The following is a 19,374-nucleotide window of genomic DNA, read 5'->3' on the forward strand; positions in this document are numbered from 1 at the left end:
CCGCGCTCACCCTTCCTGTCAGTTCCCGAGCGCGGCGTCACGCCACGAGAAGTCCCAGATCTGCTCTTCCGGGATGAGCTCGTCGTAGTTCAGCGAGCCCTGTTCCATGTAGAACTCCTGAAGTTCGAGCACCTGAGCGAGGTCGACGGTCAGGTCGCCGTGGATGTGATGCTGGCGCGACTGGGCGACGATCTCCGGGTCGGCACCCGTGTACTGCTCGATAAGGTCGAGCATCTCCGGGGTGTCCCAGCCGCCGGTGTCGAGCTCCTCGGCCGCCATCGCGTATGCCCGCATGAAGTCGGTCGCCGCGTCGGGGTTCGCCTCGGCCCAGTCGGTGTTGAACAGGATGCCCGTGAACGGGATCGGCGGCTCATCGGGCGTCGACCAGGGGCGGTATCCGGCGTCGTTGTTCTCGGCCTGCGTCGGGAACGGCTCGGAGAGGATCCCTCCGACGATGCCGCCGTTGGCCAGCGCGGGCACCTGATCGGGGAACGGGATGTACTCGAGGTTGATGTCGGACATCGACAGACCGACTTGCTCGAGCGCGAGCCCGAGCACAGCCTCGGTGACCACGCCCGGTCCGTTGACGGCGAACGTCTCGCCGGCATAGTCGGACATGTCTTCGGCGATCTCTGCGCCCTCTTCTGCGGAGCCGGCGACCTGCGAGGACAGGATGAAATAGTCCTCGACGTAGCCCATGTGCATGGGGGCGACATAGCGCACCGGCAGGTCCTCGGCGAACGCGTTGTACGCCGCCGACCCGATCCCGGCGAAGCCCGTCTCGTATTGCCCGGTCGCGACGCCCGTGATCGAGTCGTTGCCGCTCGAGACCTCCACCATCTCGACGTCGATCCCGACCTCATCCGCGTACTTCTCGGCCATGAGGAACAGCGGAAGCGACGACCCGGTCGCGAGATACGCGATCTGGATCGTGTCACCTCCGCCGTTCTCGCCGCCCTCGTCCTCGCCGCCTCCCGCGGCGTTGCCGAGCCCGTCTCCCTCCGCGCATCCGGCGAGGACGAGTGCCGTGGCCGCGCCGATCGCGGCGAACGCGAGGCGCCGTTGTGTCTTCTTGCTGCTGCTGATCATGCCGAAACTCCCTTGTTCCTGCGGTGCGTACTTCTGGGGGTGTGGAGGCGGTGATGCCTCGTTCAGGTGTGGTCAGGACCGTCGCCGGCGGCCATCAGCCATGACGCCCGGCCGGTGATCTTCGCGTCCACGATGAGCGGACGTTCGCGCGGTGAGTCGAGCCAGGCGCGCACGGGGGCGAGGTCGTCCATCGACCGGACGGTCACGCCGTCGCAGCCATACCCGCGGGCGATGGCGGCGATGTCGGTGTCGGGGAAGCGCACGATCTCCTGTTCCTCTTCCGTCGAGTCAGGAAACAGGTGGACCTCGGCGCCGTATGCGCTGTCGTTGTACACGACGATGAGCATGCCCAGCCCCAGCCGGGCGGCCGTCTCGAGCTCGGCGGCCGCCATCAGCAGCGAACCGTCGCCCACGCCCAGCACGGTCAGCCGGTCGGGGCGTGCGATCGCCGCGCCGACGGCGCTGGCCAGTCCCATTCCGATCGCTTGGAACGACAGCGGCAGCACGAAGCCCGCGTCATCCGGCACCCTCAGATGCGCGCCGGGGTAGCAGTTGACGTTGCCGCCATCGACGACGACGGTGCGCTCCATCGGCGCAAGCGCGTCGATCGCGTTGGTGAGCTCGGCGGGGTCGACGAAACCGGGCTCGTCGACCTTCTCGACCGGCTGATCCTTCCAGTAGCGCACGGACTGCACCCGCTCGGCGATCTCCGGTGTGCGGTAACCCGTGCGAGGGGGGCCCGCCGACAGCAGTGCCTCCTGGGTCGCCCGCGCGACCGCCCCCGCGTCGCCGACGATTCCGAGATCGACGAGGCGATGCATGCCGATCGCCTCGGCGCGGTCGTCGATCTGCACGAGACGGATGCCATCGGTCAACGACCCGTTGCGGGTCGTCCACGTGTTGAGCGCTGCGCCGAAGACGACGATCAGGTCGCTCTCACTCACCAGTTCGGCTGCGCCGTCGGTGGCGAATCCGCCAATGATGTCGAGGGCCCAGTCGTCGCCCTCGAAAACTCCGCGACCGCCGCCCGAGGCGATCAACAGCGCACCGGATGTCGCCGCGAGCTCGCGGATGTCGCGCTTCGCCAGCCGCGAGCCGCGACCGCCGATGATGACGGGGCGTTCGGAGGAGCCGAGCAGGCCGGCGAGGGCCTCGACGTCGGCGGGCGCGACGGCGACGGCCGGTTGGCTCAGTTCGGTCGCGGGGCGCGCCGCCGGGTACGCGGTCTGCTCCTCTTGGAGGTCGATCGGCATCGACAGTACGACCGTCTTCCGCTCCACCTGCGCGACGCGATACGCGCGGGCCGCGTCGGCGACGGCCGAGGCGGCGGAGTGGATCCGCATGGGCGTCGCACCGACCGCCGCCACCGCCGCGTCCTGGTCGATGTAGAAGTTCGAGGTGACGTCACCCTGCGCCGTATCCGCCGCCAGCACCAGGACCGGCGTGTGACACTTCGCGGCCTCCGCGATGCCAGTGAGCCCGTTCGTGAGACCGCAGCCCTGATGCAGCGAGACCGCAGCGACGTCGCCGGTCACCCGCGCGTAGGCATCTGCCATGGTCGCGGCGCCCATCTCGTGGCGAGCGGCCGTGAACGCGACTCCCCCGCGCAGTAGCGCGTTCGTCACCCGGAAGTTGCCGCTGCCGACCACGCCGAAGATCTGCGCAAGCCCCAGCTCACTCAGCACGCGTCCTACTGCGTCGGCGACCCTCATCGTCTTTGCCATACCACCCGATGCCTCTCAGCCGGTCCTCGTCGACCGGTTGCTGAACACGCTAGGGACCTGATTGACGTGCGTCCAATAGATATTCAGCATCGCTCTTATGCAGGTGACTAATATCAAGGGGTGGAGCTCACCGTTGATCTCAACCTGCTGCGCACCTTCGTGGTCGTCTATCGCGCGCGCAACATCACCCGCGCCGCCGAGACGCTTCATCTGTCGCAGCCCGCCGTCAGCCACGCGCTGAAGCGACTGCGCGATCACTTCGATGACCCGCTGTTCATCCGCACGCGCGCGGGCGTCGCGCCGACCCGATTGGCGACGAGCGTCTACGCCGAGGTCAACGGGCCGCTCTCGCAGCTCGTCGCCAGCACAGCGGACCGCACCCGCTTCGATCCCGCGAGCTCCACCCGGCGCTTCCGCATCGCGCTCACGGATCTCGGCGAGGCGGGGCTCCTCCCGCGCATCCTCCAGGCGACCGGGAGCGCGGGGTCGGGTATCGAGATCGAGACCGTTCCCCTCGACATTGCGACGGTGGCGAATGACGTCCTCTCCCGCGACGTGGATGCCGCGATCGGAAGCTCGCCCGTGCCGGGGCCCGTCGCCCAGGAGGTGCTGTTCCACGACCGATACGGCTGTCTCGTGCCGGAGGACCTTGAGGCGCAGGACAACACGGTGAGCGTCGAGGATCTCCGCCGCCTTCCCGAGGTGCGGGTCGGTCCCTCGGCCGGTCACCGGACAATCACGGAGGCCGTCACGACCCTCGGCGCCGGCATCCTGTCGGACGTGCCCCACGTCGAGGTGAACCGCTTCACCTCACTGGCGCGCATCGTCGCGCAGTGCGGGTTCTTCGCGATCGTTCCGGTCGACGCGTTCTCCCGTCTCATCACAGGTCTCGAGGGAACCAAGCTGCTCGAGCTGCCCTTCGCCTCACCGCGCACCGGCGTGCACCTCATCTCGCACCGCGACGCCGAGGGGTCCTCAGCGCACGCCTGGTTCCTCAGCACCGTGCGCAGAGCGCTCATCAACAGCTGACGCCCGCTCCGTATCGCTCACCCCGGCAGCAGTGCGGCCCCGATCGCGGGCACGTGCGAGAAGGCCGGTTCCCGTTCGATCCGGTCGGCGAGCCGCAGTTCGGTGAGGAACGGGGAGGCCGCCGCCGCGCGGTCGAGTTCACGGGCGACCGCGCCTCGCAGCCGCTCACCGAGGCGGGAGACGCCGCCGCCGAGCACGACGCGCTCGACGTCGGTCGCGAGCACGAGGATCCGTGCGGCCGCCGCGATCGCGTGCACGGCGTCATCGCGGATCCGGATCGCGCGTTCGTCGCCCGCGTCGGCCGCGTCGAAGACGACCAGCGGCGCGGGCGGGATCGCGGGAGGGCGGTCGGTGGCTGGCAGCACTGGCGAGACGTCGGTCGGTGTCCGCGCGGCCGCGTGCGCGCCGACGACCTCGGCGAGCGCCGGTTCTGTCGCATGCCAGCGCCGCGCGATGGCCGCCCCGCCCGCGAAGGCCTCGATGCAGCCGCGCTGGCCGCAGGCGCAGACCGGGCCGGCGGGGTCGACCGGGATGTGGCCGATCTCGCCCGCGGCACCGGAGGCGCCGCGTCGGACCGTCCCGTCGGTCACGATCCCGGCCGCGATGCCCGTGCCGAGATTCAGGTAGGCGAGCGATCCGCCCCGCGTCGCGTGCGCGCCGAGTGCCGCGGCCCGCACGTCGTTGTCGATCGCGACCGGCACGGCCAGCCGCCCGCGCAGCGCGGCCGCGAGATCCGTCTCCCGCAGATCGAGGTTCACGGCGTGCCGCACGATGCCGTCGGCGACGATCCCGGGGATACCGACGCCCACCGAGACCAGCTCACGGCGCCCGTCGGCGAGCTCCGCGACCAGCCCGCGCACGGTGTCGACGACGCCGTCCGGTCCGATGCGCGTCGCCCGCCGTGCCGACGCGACGACGCGACCGCCCGCGGCGAGCGCGACCGCTTCGGCGTTCGTTCCGCCGACGTCGACGCCGATACGGACCCGGTTCATCCCTTCACCGCGCCGGCGACCATGCCCTGGGCCATCCGCCCCTGCACGATGAGGAAGAAGATCACGACGGGGATTGCACACAGCGTCGACCCGGCCATGATGACGGCCCAGTCGGTCTCCTTCGTCGCCTGCACGAACGCCCGCAGCCAGACCGGCAGCGTGCGGGTCTCGGGGCGGGTCATGATCACGAGCGCGTAGATGAACTCGTTCCACGCCTGGATGAAGCAGAACACTCCCGTCGCCGCGAACCCCGGTCCGAGCAGGGGGAACGTCACGCGCCAGAAGGCGCCCATGCGCGTGCACCCGTCGATCATCGCCGCTTCCTCGAGCTCGATCGGCACGCCGCGGACGAAGCCGCGCAGTGTCCAGATCGTGAAGGGAAGCACCATGGCGACGTACACCGCGGTGAGTCCGACGGCGCTGTTGAGCAGCTGCCATCCGTCGAGCACGCGGTGTGTCGAGATGATCAACGCCTCGACGGGGATCATCTGGATCACGAGGATTCCGACGATGATCGACTTCCGACTGCGGAAGCGGAAGCGGCTCAGGGCGAGCGCAGCGAAGAACGCGAACAGCAGCGCGACGAGGACCGCCGTGACGGTCACGACAATGCTCATCGCGAGCGCGGGCAGGAAGATGATGCTGCCGCTCGGCTGCGTGATCACCTCGGCGAAGTTCGACAGTGTGAACTCATCGGGCCAGAAGTGCGGCGTCTGCTCGCGCACCGCCGAGTTCGGCAGCAGCGCGGAGTTGATCATCCAGTAGACGGGGAACGCGCTCGCGAGGATGACGATAGCCGCCGCGGCATTCAGCAACGCACGTGAGGGGCGCGCCCGTCGGCCACGAGGGGCCCGGATCCGTGCGTCGCCCGTGACGAGCGTCCGGGTCTGGCTCACAGTTCCTCTTCCTTCACGGTGGCGAGCACGTAATAGCCCGAGATGACGAGCATGATGGCGACGAGGATCACGGAGATCGCACCGGCCGCGCCCTGGTCTCCGCCGGCGGTCGCGACCTCGTAGATGTAGGTGCCGACGACGTTCGTCTCGCTGCGCAGTCCGCCGATGGTCTGCAGCGTGTAGATCTGCGTGAAGACGCGCATGTCCCAGATGATCTGCAGCACGAGAACGACGAGCACGACGCCCCGGATGAACGGGAAAGTCACGAGCCGGAAGCGCTGCCACGGGCTGGCGCCGTCAAGCGCGGCCGCTTCCAGCACCTCCTCGGGGACCTGACTGAGCGCCGCGTAGGTCGTGAACGCCGCGAACGGCACACCCATCCACGTCACGATGATCGTCGCGACGAAGAAGAAGCTCAGCGGCTCGTACAGCCAGGAGTGCCCGATCATGTCGACGCCCGGAATCAGCGACAGCACGTAGTTCGCGAGCCCGGACCGGGCCTCGAAGATCCAGCCCCAGATCGTCGTCGCCGAGATCGGTGGCATGGCCCACGCCAGCAGGAGGCTGAGCGACACCGCCACGGTCATCACGCGTCCGAGCTTCGTCATCATCACCGCGATGCCGACGCCGAGCACCATGGTCAGCGCGACATTGACGCCGGCGAACGCAATCGATCGCGTCAGGACGCCCCAGAACACGGGATCCGCGAGCACGCGCGCGTAGTTGTCGAGGGCGACGAACTCTGGCTCGGCGCCGAAGATCTGCGCGCGGCCGAACTCCTGGAACGACATGATGACCAGCTGCAGGAGCGGCCATCCGGTCAGCGCGGCGACGATGAGGCCGGCCGGGATGAGCAGCGGAGCCGGTCCGCGCAACAAGGACCCGCGGCCGGCGGGGCGCCTCGGTGGACGCGGCCCCGGCGCGGTCGTCGCGCCGCGCCGGGGTGGGGAAGCGGTCAGGGTCATGCGGTCAGCCGTTCAGGACCTGTTCGATGTCGGCGTCGAGCGCCTCGGCGAGCGCCGGTATGTCGCCGCCATTGGCGATCTGCACGAAGAAGTCCTGCAGCAGCTGCGCGGCCTCGACGTCCGCCCACATGGGCGAGGCGGGCGTGAGCTTCGCCTCGGCGGCGGCCGCCGCGACGTCGGCGGCGAGCTCGGGCGTTGCGCCCGCCGTCTGGTCGCCCATCGAGGCGAGCGCCGGGACGAGGCCGTTCTCCGCGAGGATGGCCTGGTACTCCTCGCTCAGCATGATCTCGAGCGCGCTCTTCGCCTGCTCGGGGTGGGCCGAGTTCGCGGAGATCGCGATGTTGGATCCACCCGCGAACACCTGTGCCGCGCCGCCGTCCGCGCCCGGCAGGGCGAAGGACCCGAGCGACTCGGTCAGGTCGGTGTCGTTGCCGTCGTCATCCGCGACGATCGACCAGTACGCCCAGCTCGGCGCCGACAGCATCGCCGCCTCGCCCTCGCGGAACGGCACCCACGCGTCGGTCTCGTCGCCATCCTTCGGCGCCGTCGACGTGTTCATCAGTCGCGCCACCTGCTCGAGACCCGCAATCGACTCCGGACTCGACAGCTGCGCGTCCCACGTGTCGCCGTCGAGAACGGCGACCTCGCCGCCGTTCTCCCAGATGAAGGGCAGCGCGTTGTACCAGTCCTTGCCGGGGTACCAGACGCCGGAGACGCCCGTCGCCTCGGCGAGCTGTTCGGCGCCGTCGACGTACTCGTCGAGAGTGGTCGGCTCCTCGAGCCCGGCCTCGTCGAACATCGCGGTGTTGTAGAACACGACCCGCGATCCGGAGTAGTACGGCGCCGCGTAGAACGTGTCGTCGTACGTACCCGCCTCGACGAATCCGGGGAGCAGGTCGCCGCCGCCCAGCCCGTCGTACATGTCGCTGATGTCGAGGAACGCGCCCGCCGAGGTGAAGGCTGCCGCCTGCGTGTTGCCCACCTCAACGACGTCCGGGCTGTCGGATCCGGACAGACTCGTCGTCAACAGGTCGACGAGACCGGTCCACTGCTGCTCCTCAATGGTGAGGGTCCAGCCATCGTTGTCGGCCTCAAAGGTGTCGATGAGGTGCTGCCGTGCGTCGTCGGGAGTGTCAGCGCCGACGAGCCAGACGCGCAGCTCGCCGCCGTCCGCCGTATCCGAGCCGCCCCCGCCGCCGGCGTCGGCATCGGAGGCGGAGCCACAGCCACTCAGGACGAGGGCCGAGGCGCCGAGCAGGGCAGCGCTGCCGATGATCGTTCGCTTCATGATTGCTCCTTGGTGTCGCGCCCGCGGCCATCGCGGGCGATTCTGCATGTGTCGGGTCACGAGACGCCGAGGCGCCCCGAGATGACCATCGCGACAGCGCCGTGGGCGACGATGTCGTCGCCGTGCGACGAGCGCACGACCCGGATGCCATCGCTGAACGGCCAGAGGGTGCGATCGCGGATGGTCTCGAAAGTGCGGGTGAGGAAGTCGTCTCCGAACGGGTCCCGGGGCGCGGCGACAACGATCTCAGTGATGTCGAGCATGCCGATGACGGGCGCGAGCGCAATCCCGAGGCGTTCGGCGGCCTCGCGGACGACGACGCCCCGATCTTCGCCCGCGGCGATGCGATCGGTCACGGCCTGCGTAGAGACCCACGCCTCGAGGCAGCCGTCCTTGCCGCACGCGCATGCCGGTCCGCCGTCGGTGCCGACAGTGACGTGACCGATCTCGCCCGCGGCGAATCGGGATCCCGCGACCGGCTCGCCGTCGGACAGAAGCGCCGCGCCGAAGCCGCGGCCCGTGCGCACGAGCAGGAGGTCCGGTCCGCCGTCGCCGAGGACCCGCTCGGCGAGCGCGGCGGCGTTCGCGTCGTTCGCGACGAGCGTCGCCTGACCCGTGGCCTCGTGCACGCGGTGCTGCAGGTCCACGCCGGTCCAGCCGAGATTCGGCGAGGTGAGGACGCGGCCGTCGTCGTCGATGACACCCGGCGCGCCGATGCCGATGCCGAGCACCGTCGTCGTCGCTGCCTGCGTCAGGCGGCGGGCGAGCTCGATCGTCGCCTCCACCGCGGCCTCGCCCTCGCCATCGGCGGGGCGGGGCACGCTGTCTCGTGCGACCTCGTCGCCGTCGAGATTGAGCACGATGCCCACGAACCGGTCCGCGCCCGAGAGGTCGAGGCCGACGACCTGGTGGCCGGGGCGGTCGATATCGACGAGGATCCCCGGTTTGCCCGGACCCGCGGCCCGCTGCGCGCCGTGCTCGACGACGATGCCACGGTCGATGAGCTCACCGATGAGATCGGAGATCGTCACCCGCGTCAGCTCGGTGCGGCGCGCGAGATCGGCGCGGCTGAGGGCGCCGTCGCGGAAGAGCGTCCGGAGGACGAGAGCGCGGTTGTGGAGCCGTGCGTGGGCCGGCATCACCTTCGCTCCGCTGCGCGGCGATCGGGTCATCTGCGTCGATGGCATGTTTGGAAGTAGACCTTACAAACTCGACGCGCGCAACCCTTTCCCTCGAAAAGGCAGGGCTCTTTACAAAACCGTGACCTCGCTGTTAGCGTGCCTCGCTATGAGCCCTCCCCTCGTACCCGCGCCCGCCTCGGCCGTCGTGCGAGACGCCCCCGCGCCCGACCTGTCCGCAGGGATCCGTATCGAGGCCGACCCGGCGTTCGCCGCGGAAGGCGAACGCCTCGTCGTCGCGCTCGGCCGCGGATCCGCGCCGGTCACGATCCGGCGCGGCGACCACCCCGAGGAGGGATACGCGCTGCGCGTCGCGGAAGACGGCGTCGTGATCGAGGCAGCCACCGCAGCCGGGGTCTTCTACGCCGGCCGCACGCTGATCCAGCTCGCCGAGGCGGCCGCGCCGACCGCGGTCGAGATCCGCGACGAGCCGCGCTTCGCGTACCGCGGGATCATGCTGGACGTCGCTCGGCACTTCCATCCCGTCGAGACCGTGTTCGCCGTCATCGACCGCGCCAGCGACCTGAAGCTCAATACGCTGCATCTCCACCTCACCGACGATCAGGGGTGGCGCCTCGCTCTCAGCACGCGCCCCGAACTCGCGCAGCTCGCCTCCGGCACGTCGGTTGACGGGGATCCAGGCGGTTTCTACACGGCCGACGACTACGCACGGATCATCGCGTACGCCGCCCATCGGCACATGGCCGTCGTACCGGAGATCGACGTGCCGGGTCACACCCACGCCGTCGGCCTCGCGTATCCGGAGCTCGTCGCGGACCCGGTGATCGGCGACGAGGTACGCGAGGTGACGGCGGAGTCCGGCGGAGCGCTGCCCGTCGCCGGCGAGCCGTACACGGCGATCGGCGTGGGCTTCTCCTCGCTGCGCGCCGATGCGCCGGGCGTCGATGCCTTCCTCGCCGACGTCTTCCACGAGCTGGCCGCGCTCACGCCCGGGCCCTACCTGCACCTCGGCGGCGACGAGGCGCTCGGCACCTCCGCCGACGACTATCGCTCTCTCGTCGACCGCGCCGCCCGGGCCGTCGCCGCGACCGGCAAGACGCCGATCGCGTGGCACGAGGCAGGTGCGGCGCCGCTGCCGCGAGGGACGATCGGCCAGTACTGGGGGTTCCTCACGCCGACCGACGGGCACGACGACAGGGCGCGCGCATTCGTCGCGAACGGCGGCCGGATCATCCTCTCCCCCGCGGACGCCATCTACCTCGACATGAAGGACGCCCCCGACGCCCCGCTCGGACTGACCTGGGCGAACGGCCCGACGAATGTCGAGCGCTCCTACCGGTGGGACCCGGCCGGCGTCATCACCGGCATCGATGAGGCCGACATCCTCGGCGTCGAGGCGGCGCTGTGGACCGAGACCCTCCGCACCCGCGCCGACGTCGAGCGGCTCCTGCTGCCCCGGCTCGCCAGCGCGGCGGAGGCCGCGTGGTCGCCCCCGTACGGATCCATGCCGGCACGCACGTGGGAGTCGTTCCGCGAGCGGGTCGCGGGCCGCGGATCCGCCTGGGAGCGTGACGCACCCGGCTTCGGCCGGTCCCCCGAGATCCCGTGGGCGTGACGCGGCGTCAGGCGAGACGGCGGGCGCGGAAGCCGTCGCCGATGCGATCGAGCAGCAGCGTCTCGCCGTTGAGAATCCGGGGGCACTCGGTGCCCGTCAACTCGCCGATCGCGAGGCGCAGCAGCGTGCCGTGCGCGACGACAACCGCGTTGCGCCCCTCGTCCGCGAGGTCGCGAATCGCCTCCGCGCCGCGCCGCGCGACCTCCTCGATCGGTTCGGAGCCCGGGAAATCGTGGCTCGGCCAGCGCTCGTACGCCTCCGCGACAGCGAGCCCCTCCGCCTCTCCGTAATCGCGCTCGCCAAGTCGCGCGTCGACGTCGTGGCTCAGATTCGGAAGATGAGCGGCGACGATCGCCGCGGTCTGCCGTGCGCGCGCGAACGGTGAGCTGACGACCCCGTCCCACACGGCCACCGCAAGGGCACGTCCGGCGGCGTCCGCCTGTGCGCGACCGTGATCGTCGAGAGGGATGTCGCTGCGACCCTGCATCCGTCGCTGATGATTCCATGCGGTGCGGCCGTGACGCACGAGCGCGAGAGTCACGCGACCACCGCCGCGCGACGGCCCACCGGGAACACGCGCGCGGCGTCGATGGACACCGCCACGGTGTCGCCCACCTGGAAGCGCTCCGCGGATCGCGCCCGCATCGGCACGCCCCGCCACTCGACGATCAGGTCGCTGCCGGTGGGCGCGAAAAGCGCCGAGCGCACGCGCGCGTCTCCGGCGATGTCGTGCCTCACGCGTACCGCGTCGGGAACGATGGCCGCCTGAGCCGGACCATCGGGCGCGCCGTCGCACGCGGCTTCGAGCGCATGGTCCGTCGCCCGGAAGCGTCCCGCCGTGACGGCCCCGTCGAGGAGCGTCGCGTCCGAGAGGAACCGGGCGACGAACGCGTCGACGGGATCCTCGAGCAGCCGCGCCGGGGTGTCGATCTGGCGCACGCGCCCCGCCTCGAGCACGGCGACGCGGTCGGCGAGCGCGAGCGCCTCCGCGCGGTCGTGGGTGACATGGATCACGGTGAGCCCCAGCTGGCGAGTGAGCGTACGCAGCTCGAGGCGGAGCCGGTCGCGCAACGGCTCGTCGAGCGCCGACAGCGCTTCGTCGAGCAGCAGCACACGCGGACGCGACACGAGGGCGCGCGCGAGGGCGATCCGCTGTCGCTGGCCGCCCGACAGCGTCGCGGGGTTGCGATCTTCGTAGCCCGCCAGCCCGACGAGTTCGAGCGTCTCGGCGACACGACGGCGCCGCTCCGCGCGCGGGACGCCGGCGCGACGCAGCGGATACTCGACGTTGCGGCCCGCGTTCCAGTGCGGCCACACGGCGTGCTGCTGGAAGACCATGCCCAAACCCCGCGCCTCAGGTGGGTCGACGCGCGCCCCCTCGGCGACGACGCGATCGCCGATGAGCACGCGGCCGCTGGTCGGCGCCATGAACCCCGCGATGCTGCGCAGCAGGGTCGTCTTTCCGGATCCGGAGGGACCGACGAGCGCAAGGAACTCACCGTCCGCAACGGCGAGGTCCACGGCGTCGAGGCCGACGGCGCCGCCGCGGAACCGGACGAAGACGTTCTCGAGGGTGACGGATGACATGAAACGGATCCCTTTCAGGCCTGTCGGCGGGTCGCGAGCCCGATGAAGCCGATGCCGACGACCGCGACGATGAGCGACCAGGCGGACGCGGTGCTGAACGCCCCCGCCTGCTGGAAGTTGAAGATGGCGACGCCGAGCGTCTGGCTGCCCGGCGACAGCAGCAGAACCGAGAGCGTCAGTTCGCGCACCGCGGTCACGGCCACGAGCACCGCACCCGACAGCGCCGCGGGAAGCGCCATGCGGCACGAGATGTCGATGAGCGCGCGGAGCCGGCTCGCCCCCGCGACCCGCGCGGCCTCCTCGGCGCTCGACGGGGTCGCCGAAAGCGGGGCGGCGACCGACTGCACGACGAGCGCGAGGAACGAGGTGATGTAGGCGGCGAGAATCAGCCAGGGGGTATTGAACAGCCCGAGTCGCGGCGCGAGGATCAGCCACGCGACCGCGATGACGATGCCGGGAATCGCCTGCGGCAGCGTCGCCGTCGCCGCGAGGCCGCGCCGCGCGCGCCCCGTCGTCCGCGCGGTGACGACGCCGATCCCAAGCCCGAGCACGCCGCACACGACAGCCGCGAGGCCGGCGAGCATGAGCGAGTTCGCGGCGCCGGTGAGCGCCGTCTGCGATCCCAGCGCCGTGATGAGGTGGTCGAGCGTGAGGTTCTCCCACGCGAGCGGGACGCCCGGTGCGCGCAGCAGCGTCTGTGTCAGCAGCGCGACGAGCGGCAGTACGGTGATCAGCAAGACGAGGATCCACATCGCGGCGCCCAGGGAGGTTCGCGCGCGACCCAACGAGATCCGTTCGACCACCACGGCCGACGTGTCGAGTTCATGCCCGCCGCGGCCGACGACCGCGTCGACGACGAGTCCGGCGAGCGCAACCAACAGCACGACGACGCCGATCGTCGCGACGATCCCGAGCGGATCCTCGACCGTGCCGGATTGCAGATATCGGTAGACGAGCGTGGCGAGCGTCACGTACCGCTCGGGAAGCCCGATGATCGACGGGATGCCGAAGTCGGCGAGGTTGCCGACCGCCACGAGGATGAACGACGACAGCAGCGCCGGGCGCAGCAGCGGCAGTGTCACCGCGACGACGGTGCGCAGTGGACCGGCCCCGCTGATGCGCGCCGCGTGCTCGAGATCCGAAGGAATGCGCCGGAGCGCCGCCGAGACGACAAGCATGACGATCGGGTAGCTGTGGACGGTGAGCAGCAGGATCACGCCGTCGGCACCATAGATCGACCACAGCGGCGCGCCGAACGCTTCGCGCCACCAGAGGTTGACCGGGCTCGTCGGCCCCGCGATCCCGAGCCACGCGATCGCGCCGACGAATGGCGGCATCAGCAGCGGAGTGAGTGCGAGCAGCCGGAGCCCGCCGCGGCCGGGCAGGTCAGTGCGGTCGAGGAGCAGCGCGAACGTCGTGCCGAGCACGACGGCGAAGAACGCGGATGCCGTGGCGGAGACGACGCTGTTGAGCGCCGCCTCGAGAACGTCGCCCTGCAGGAGGGTGTGGATCCGCCGGCCGTCGCCCGCGAGGACGATGAGGGCGGCGATGGGAAGCGCGACGAAGACGGCGCATGCCGCCCACAGCACCCCGGTGAGGGCGCCGACGCCGTCGACGCGCCGCCGCGCACCGCGGACCCGGTTCGAGGCCGGATCCGCGGTGCGCGGCGCGAGGGTCGTCATGCGATTCAGAGGAACAGGTCGCGGAACGTCTCGACCGCGGCGTCCTGCGCGTTCTGCACCGTCTCGAGGTCGGGCGACAGGATCGCGATCTCATCCATCGTCGGCGCGCCCTCGGGGGTGCCCACGTCAGAGCGCACCGGCAGGTACGACTGCTCGACGGCGAGCTGCTGACCGCGCTCACTGACGAGGAAGTCCACGAAGGCCTTGGCCGCCTCTTCGTTATCGGTGTCGGCGAAGATCCCCGCCGGCTGCGAGACGTACGGCACGCCCTCGCTCGGGTACGACACGTCGATCGGCGACCCCTGCGCCGCGAGCTCGCGCACGAGGTAGTCCACGACCACACCCACCGGCTGAGCACCGGTCGCGATCGCCTGCGACGTGGGGCCGTTGCTGTCGGCGATCACGGGGTTGTTCTCAGCGAGCGCGGCGAGCCACTCGTCGCCGAGCTCCGGCGTGGTGCTCCAGACGGCGGCGTTGTACGCGGCCGCACCCGACACGTCCGGGTTCGGCATGACGAGCTGGTCGGCGTACGCCGGATCCGCGAGCTCCTGCCACGACTCCGGGGGCGCGTCGATGACGCTCGTGTTGTAGGCGATGACGGTGGGAATGATGCGGGTGCCGACGTAGTAGCCCTCGGGGTCGACGACATCGGTCAGGAGCGCGTCCGCGTCTGCGGGCGTGTACTCGACAAGGAGCCCCTCAGCGGCGTAGTCCTCGAACGTCGCGGCGTCGGCGGCGAGGAAGACGTCGGCCTGGATCTCGCCGGCGGTGCGCTCGGTGGCGACGCGTGTGGTGAGGTCGCCGGTGCCGGCGCGGAAGACCTCCACGTCGACGTTCGGGTGGTCCTCGCCGAACGCCGCAACGATCTCGTCGATCTTCTCCTGCGGCTCGGACGTGTAGACGGTGAGGGTCGTCGTCTCGCTCGCCGCGTCGGACGAGGCGGATTCGGTGTCTCCGCTCGTGCCGGCGCATCCAGCGAGTGTGACGGCAGCGGCGCCGAGGGCGGCGAGCGCGAGGGTGGTGCGGGAGGTGTGCATGTGTCAGTTCCGTTCCATCGGGTCGGGGTCAGGCGATCTGCGAGGTGAACAGGGGGTCGGGCGATCTCAGACTCACGCTCGTCGCGGCGACGCCGCCGGCGAGCAGATGAACGAGCGAGAACATCGCCGAGTCGTGGCCGCTCACGCGGTCCGGGCCGGCATCCATCACCTGGTGGTAGGCCAGCGACGGCCCCACGGAGACCGGGATCCCGCGCAAAGTCGCGGACATCGGGTGATGGAAGTGCCCAGCAAGCACGGCGCGCACGTCGGATCCGTCAAGCGCGTCGAGCAGCGCGTCGGCGTCGCGCAGGCCTGCGCGAGCGAGCGTCGGCATCGGGGACGCGACGGGAGGGTGGTGCAGGGCGACGACCGTCCCGGATCCATGCGGCTCGCGCAGCGCGCGGCGCACCCACGCGATCTGTTCCTCGCCGAGGTCTCCCCGCGAGGAGTCGAGTAGGAGGAACCTCAGGTCATCGACGAGGACGACGCGCGCGTGGCCGCTGCCGTGTCCGCGGAGCATGCGTGCGGCCTCGGGGTCATCGTGGTTGCCGAGGACGGTGAGGACGGGGACACCCGCGGCGCGCTCCAGCTCGTCGAGCGCGTCCTGCACGATCGCGTAGGCGTCGCCATTGCCGCGCTCGACGAGGTCGCCCGTCACGACGACCGCTTCCGGGGTCACGCCTGTCTGGCGCACCCAGTCGGCCGCCGCGCAGAGCCGTGCGGCTCCGTCGACGCTGCCGTACAGGCGACCGGATCGCGTCACGTGCACGTCGCTGACGTGCAGGATCGTCAGTCGCCCGGTCTCGCGGCTCATCCCGCGGATCCATGCTTGGTCCGGAGCGCATCGAGCTGATCGTCGGTGAGCCCGTGGGCGCGCAGGTACGCGGCCGCGCCGCCCAGCTCAGCAACGTGGTGGAGCAGCTGTCGCATGGCGTCCGGAGGGCTGTCGAGATGCAGCCGCAGGGTCTCTTGGCGCAGTTCGGCCGGTGCTGCCGCGGCGATCTCACGTGCGACGTGCTCACGCACGGGGCGCACGTCGCGGCCCGAAAGCGCGTAGTCCGCCACGACATCAGCCGGGTCGGCGCCGGCCGCAAGCAGCGCGAGCGCCACGACGAGGCCGGTGCGGTCCTTTCCCGCGGTGCAGTGCACGAGCGCCGCGCGCTCGGCGTCGGCGATCTCGGCGACGGCGCGCGCGAGAGCATGCCCGCGATCCCGAATCAGCGCCGCGTAGATGTCCTCGAGGCGGCCGATGCGGGGCGGTTCGGCGTCGTAGATCGGCACGGATGCGACACGGATGCCGTGCGCGGCACGGATCGCCTCCTGCGGTTCGCGAAGGTCGACGATGACGGAGACGCCGAGCTTGCGCAGGCGCTCGACGCCGGTGGGCGTGAGGTCGTCCACGGCGCCGGACCGCAGCAACCACGGCGCGTCGATGCCGCTCGCGCGCACGTTGAAGAGGCCGCCGACGTCGATCGCATTCATCCGATTCGGATCCCCTCGCGTTACGCGTGTTTCATGAGACATGAAACGTGATTACGTCCCGAGTGTGACGGGGCGAGGTGACGCGCGGGTGTCTGGCGGTCGACGTGGCGATGAACAGCGCTGGCCCGGTCGGTGACCGGCCCGCGATCAGTCGTCGGCGAGGGCGTCGGCGATGACGTGGCGCATCTCGGCCACTTCGGGCGCATCGACGTTCGCGGCGAGCGCGGAGACGAGCGTGTGCAGCACGATCGTGTGGCCGAGGCGCGCGAAGAACGGATCGATGTCGTGGCGTTCCCCGACCGGGCCCGTTGTCACCACGACGTCGGCGATGCGGCCGAGCGGCGAGCGCGCATAGCTCGTAATGAGCGACACCTGCGCCCCGCGATCGGCGGCCGCCGTGCACGCACGGAGGGACTGCACGTTCGCGCCCGAGTAGCTGAGGGCGAGGCACAGGTCATTCGCGCCGAGCGTGTGTGCTGCGAACTGCTGCGCGAGCGGATCCACGGGCGCCTCGACCGATCGGCCCAGGGTACTCAGCCGCATCGCGAAGTCCTGCATGGGAGGCCCCGAGAAGCCGTTGCCGACAAGCACGATGCGGCCGGCCGCACGGATCCGGTCGCAGAGCGCGTCGACGCGCGCGAGGTCGACGCTCTCCTGCGCCAGGCGGATCGCGTCGACTGCGTCATCGAACGTTCCCGCCGCGTCGTCCGCGTCACGTTCGGCCATCGGAGCGGACCGCGCGAGCTCCAGACGAAGGTGCTGAAAGCCACGGAAGCCGAGGCTCTGGCAGGCGCGAATGACGGTCGCCGTCGACGTGCCGGCCGCCTCGGCGAGCTCGGCGGTCGACCAGCCCGTCACGTGCTCCGGACGCTCGAGAACGATCGCCGACACGCGTCGCTCGCTGGGGCCGAGGGAGCCCGATGCGGACCGGATCCGCGAGAGCACGCTGATCTCGGGCCGCGCCGTCATCGTCCCCATCCCGTCAGCATCGGATCACTGTATCGGAGCGAGGAGAACGCCGACGCGCGGGGGCAGAGACGCGGCCGGGTCAGACGCCGCCACCGCCGCCACCACCGCCGCCGCCTCCCGCAGAGCCGCCTCCCGAGGATCCGCCGGACGAGCTCGATGAACTGGAGGTGCTCGTCGAAAGCGACGACATACTGCTCGAGAACGACGCGGCGCTGAAGGCCCCGACCCCGTGGTACCAGTCGGGCGACGTGTCTCCATAGCGCACGGCGAGGTCCTTCGCCCAGCGTTCCTCGATGCCGAAGATCACGGCGAATGGCAGCAGGTCTTCATAGAGGTGCAGCACCTGGCGGTTGTCGGACGGGTCGATCGGCCGGCGCTCGGCGCCCTCGGGCGACTGCAGCATGCGGATCCGGTCAGCCTCCGCCCAGTTCATGAACATCTGCAGCCCGCGCAGGTGGTCGCGTACCTCGGCACCCTCCGGGCTGAGCGGGGTGCGCACGAGGAGGATGGTCGTGACGATGAACGTCAGAATCCCGAAGAAGAGGAGGATGGTCGGCAGGGCGGGGTGCACGTGCGTCACGAGCGCGATGATGCCGAAGATGACCGCGCCGGCTCCGACAACAGCGCCCGCGAGGATCGGCCAGGCGACCGCGCCCGACGGCGGCTTGCGGTACCAGGGCTTGATGTTGCGCGCGGCGGTGGAGATCACCGCCTGAGCGACCTTCGCAAAGCGGTTATTGGTCCGTCCGAATGTGAAGGTGGCGCCGGGCTGCAGCTGCGGGAACAGACCCGTGAGCACCGCTCGGCCGTTCTGGTCGGCCCGGCCCGGATCCAGCAGCTGGGCATAGAACTGAGTGCCGCCCATCAGGAAGCTGCGCTTCTCTCCCTCGACGATGCGCACTGATCCGGCGACCGCCTGCTCGAGGATCTCCGCGGGGATCGCCTGCGCCTTCTTGCCCAGCAGCACGGCCGACCGGATGGCGTCCCAGCCACGAGGCGGGCCGAACTCGGGGATGATCGTCGGTCGTCCCGGCGAGTCCCGCAGGTGGCGGGAGCGCATGATGCTCGCCCACACGAGCACGCCGACGCCGAGTACCGCGAAGCCCATCTGCGCGATCGCCCATCCCGACGCGAACGGCGAGGCGTCGAACTCCGTGAAGGTGTCGCGTTCGAACCCGATGCCGACCGTCATCACGCCGTAGGGACCGATCCCGGTTGCCTCCGCGGTGTAGACGGTGCGTCCCTCCGGATCCTGCGAGCGGAGGATGCTGCACTGGTCGGTCGCACCGGCTGCGCCGGCGTAGCACGCCGCGTCGTCGGTCAGGGCTCCCTCGAGCGTCGGGTCGACGCGAACCTCGGCGGTGATGCGGTCGAAGGCCTGCGCCCACTCTTCGCCGTTGACGTCCCAGTAGAACTCGTCGAGCCCGTTGTCCATCGTGCTCGCGACGTTCTCGAGCGTGTACGTGAAGACGTACGTCTGCGGGCCGTGCACGTACTCTCCCGCGTCGGAGGTGATCGAGTAGTACCCGTCCTCCGTCTCGGTCGAGGCCGGTCGCGGCGTTCCCGTCTCATCGGTGACGGACACGAGGTCGGGCTTGAGCGGCTGACCGAACGACGACGTCAGGATCGCCCGTCGCATGCCCCGGTTCTGATCGTGCTCCGGGAACTGCGCGACGAACGTCTCGGTCACGGTCGCGACCGCGGCACCGTCCTCGTTCTGCGACAGCTCGTAGACGACGTCCAGGCTCGAGAAGGTGAAATCGTCGACGTCCGCGGCCGCGGGCGCTGCCGCCACGAGCGCGATGAGTGCCGAGAGGCCGACTCCAGAGAGGATTCTTGCGATTCGACGCATGAATTCACCCTATGCGCGTGACCGCCGC

General features: G+C 70.4%; 17 protein-coding genes. 2 read left to right on the forward strand and 15 right to left on the reverse strand.

What is annotated here, in order from left to right; all coding sequences use genetic code 11:
- Positions 1-18: 18 nt before the first annotated feature.
- Together IEW87_RS01975 and IEW87_RS01980 are read right to left on the reverse strand one after the other, a co-directional pair.
- A complete protein-coding gene (locus IEW87_RS01975; RefSeq protein ID WP_188710641.1) occupies positions 19-1,089 on the reverse strand; it encodes an ABC transporter substrate-binding protein in 1,071 nt (356 codons plus the stop codon).
- 62 nt (positions 1,090-1,151) lie between these two features.
- The gene (locus IEW87_RS01980; protein WP_229730847.1) at positions 1,152-2,813 is read right to left on the reverse strand and encodes a thiamine pyrophosphate-binding protein; all 1,662 of its coding nucleotides are present in this window, start codon (positions 2,811-2,813) and stop codon (positions 1,152-1,154) included.
- A 120-nt stretch (positions 2,814-2,933) separates the two neighbouring features.
- Between IEW87_RS01980 and IEW87_RS01985 the strand changes: the two genes are divergently transcribed.
- Positions 2,934-3,842 (forward strand): LysR family transcriptional regulator, encoded by a 909-nt coding sequence (locus IEW87_RS01985; protein WP_188710642.1) that lies wholly within the window; start codon positions 2,934-2,936, stop codon positions 3,840-3,842.
- A gap of 17 nt (positions 3,843-3,859) precedes the next feature.
- Here the strand turns inward: IEW87_RS01985 and IEW87_RS01990 are convergent, their stop codons facing one another.
- From IEW87_RS01990 to IEW87_RS02010, 5 genes are read right to left on the reverse strand one after another with little or no spacing between them, the layout of a single operon-like run.
- Positions 3,860-4,834: an ROK family protein gene (locus IEW87_RS01990; protein WP_188710643.1), complete on the reverse strand. Its 975-nt coding sequence runs from the start codon at positions 4,832-4,834 to the stop codon at positions 3,860-3,862.
- Complete coding sequence (locus IEW87_RS01995; RefSeq protein ID WP_308420907.1) at positions 4,831-5,730, reverse strand: carbohydrate ABC transporter permease; 900 nt, start codon at positions 5,728-5,730, stop codon at positions 4,831-4,833. Before IEW87_RS01995 ends, IEW87_RS01990 begins: the two co-directional genes overlap by 4 nt.
- A complete protein-coding gene (locus IEW87_RS02000; protein ID WP_188710644.1) occupies positions 5,727-6,695 on the reverse strand; it encodes a carbohydrate ABC transporter permease in 969 nt (322 codons plus the stop codon). The genes IEW87_RS01995 and IEW87_RS02000 overlap by 4 nt, the downstream gene beginning before the upstream one ends.
- 4 nt (positions 6,696-6,699) lie before the next feature.
- Positions 6,700-7,983, reverse strand: coding sequence for an extracellular solute-binding protein (locus IEW87_RS02005; RefSeq protein WP_188710645.1), 1,284 nt, complete (start codon positions 7,981-7,983; stop codon positions 6,700-6,702).
- Between the two features lie 56 nt (positions 7,984-8,039).
- Positions 8,040-9,170, reverse strand: coding sequence for an ROK family transcriptional regulator (locus IEW87_RS02010; protein ID WP_229730849.1), 1,131 nt, complete (start codon positions 9,168-9,170; stop codon positions 8,040-8,042).
- Between the two features lie 100 nt (positions 9,171-9,270).
- Between IEW87_RS02010 and IEW87_RS02015 the strand changes: the two genes are divergently transcribed.
- Complete coding sequence (locus IEW87_RS02015; RefSeq protein ID WP_188710646.1) at positions 9,271-10,737, forward strand: beta-N-acetylhexosaminidase; 1,467 nt, start codon at positions 9,271-9,273, stop codon at positions 10,735-10,737.
- Between the two features lie 7 nt (positions 10,738-10,744).
- Here the strand turns inward: IEW87_RS02015 and IEW87_RS02020 are convergent, their stop codons facing one another.
- The 8 genes from IEW87_RS02020 to IEW87_RS02055 form a co-directional block, all read right to left on the reverse strand.
- Entirely contained in the window at positions 10,745-11,278 is a 534-nt protein-coding gene (locus IEW87_RS02020; RefSeq protein WP_188710647.1) for a histidine phosphatase family protein, read from the reverse strand.
- On the reverse strand, positions 11,275-12,324 hold the full coding sequence (locus tag IEW87_RS02025) for an ABC transporter ATP-binding protein (protein WP_188710648.1): 1,050 nt from the start codon (positions 12,322-12,324) through the stop codon (positions 11,275-11,277). Before IEW87_RS02025 ends, IEW87_RS02020 begins: the two co-directional genes overlap by 4 nt.
- Positions 12,325-12,338: 14 nt before the next feature.
- Positions 12,339-14,006, reverse strand: coding sequence for an ABC transporter permease (locus IEW87_RS02030; RefSeq protein WP_188710649.1), 1,668 nt, complete (start codon positions 14,004-14,006; stop codon positions 12,339-12,341).
- A gap of 5 nt (positions 14,007-14,011) precedes the next feature.
- Positions 14,012-15,043 carry an ABC transporter substrate-binding protein gene (locus IEW87_RS02035; RefSeq protein WP_188710650.1) on the reverse strand — a complete coding sequence of 344 codons (1,032 nt, stop codon included), beginning with the start codon at positions 15,041-15,043 and terminating at the stop codon, positions 14,012-14,014.
- A gap of 28 nt (positions 15,044-15,071) precedes the next feature.
- Positions 15,072-15,857 carry a metallophosphoesterase gene (locus IEW87_RS02040; RefSeq protein ID WP_188710651.1) on the reverse strand — a complete coding sequence of 262 codons (786 nt, stop codon included), beginning with the start codon at positions 15,855-15,857 and terminating at the stop codon, positions 15,072-15,074.
- A complete protein-coding gene (locus tag IEW87_RS02045) occupies positions 15,854-16,525 on the reverse strand; it encodes a tyrosine-protein phosphatase (protein ID WP_229730850.1) in 672 nt (223 codons plus the stop codon). The genes IEW87_RS02040 and IEW87_RS02045 overlap by 4 nt, the downstream gene beginning before the upstream one ends.
- Positions 16,526-16,672: 147 nt before the next feature.
- Entirely contained in the window at positions 16,673-17,503 is an 831-nt protein-coding gene (locus tag IEW87_RS02050; protein ID WP_229730852.1) for a MurR/RpiR family transcriptional regulator, read from the reverse strand.
- 70 nt (positions 17,504-17,573) lie between these two features.
- On the reverse strand, positions 17,574-19,346 hold the full coding sequence (locus IEW87_RS02055; protein ID WP_188710653.1) for a DUF2207 family protein: 1,773 nt from the start codon (positions 19,344-19,346) through the stop codon (positions 17,574-17,576).
- Positions 19,347-19,374 lie beyond the last annotated feature (28 nt).

The organism is Microbacterium faecale (assembly GCF_014640975.1).
GTDB classification, from domain to species: Bacteria; Actinomycetota; Actinomycetes; order Actinomycetales; family Microbacteriaceae; genus Microbacterium; species Microbacterium faecale.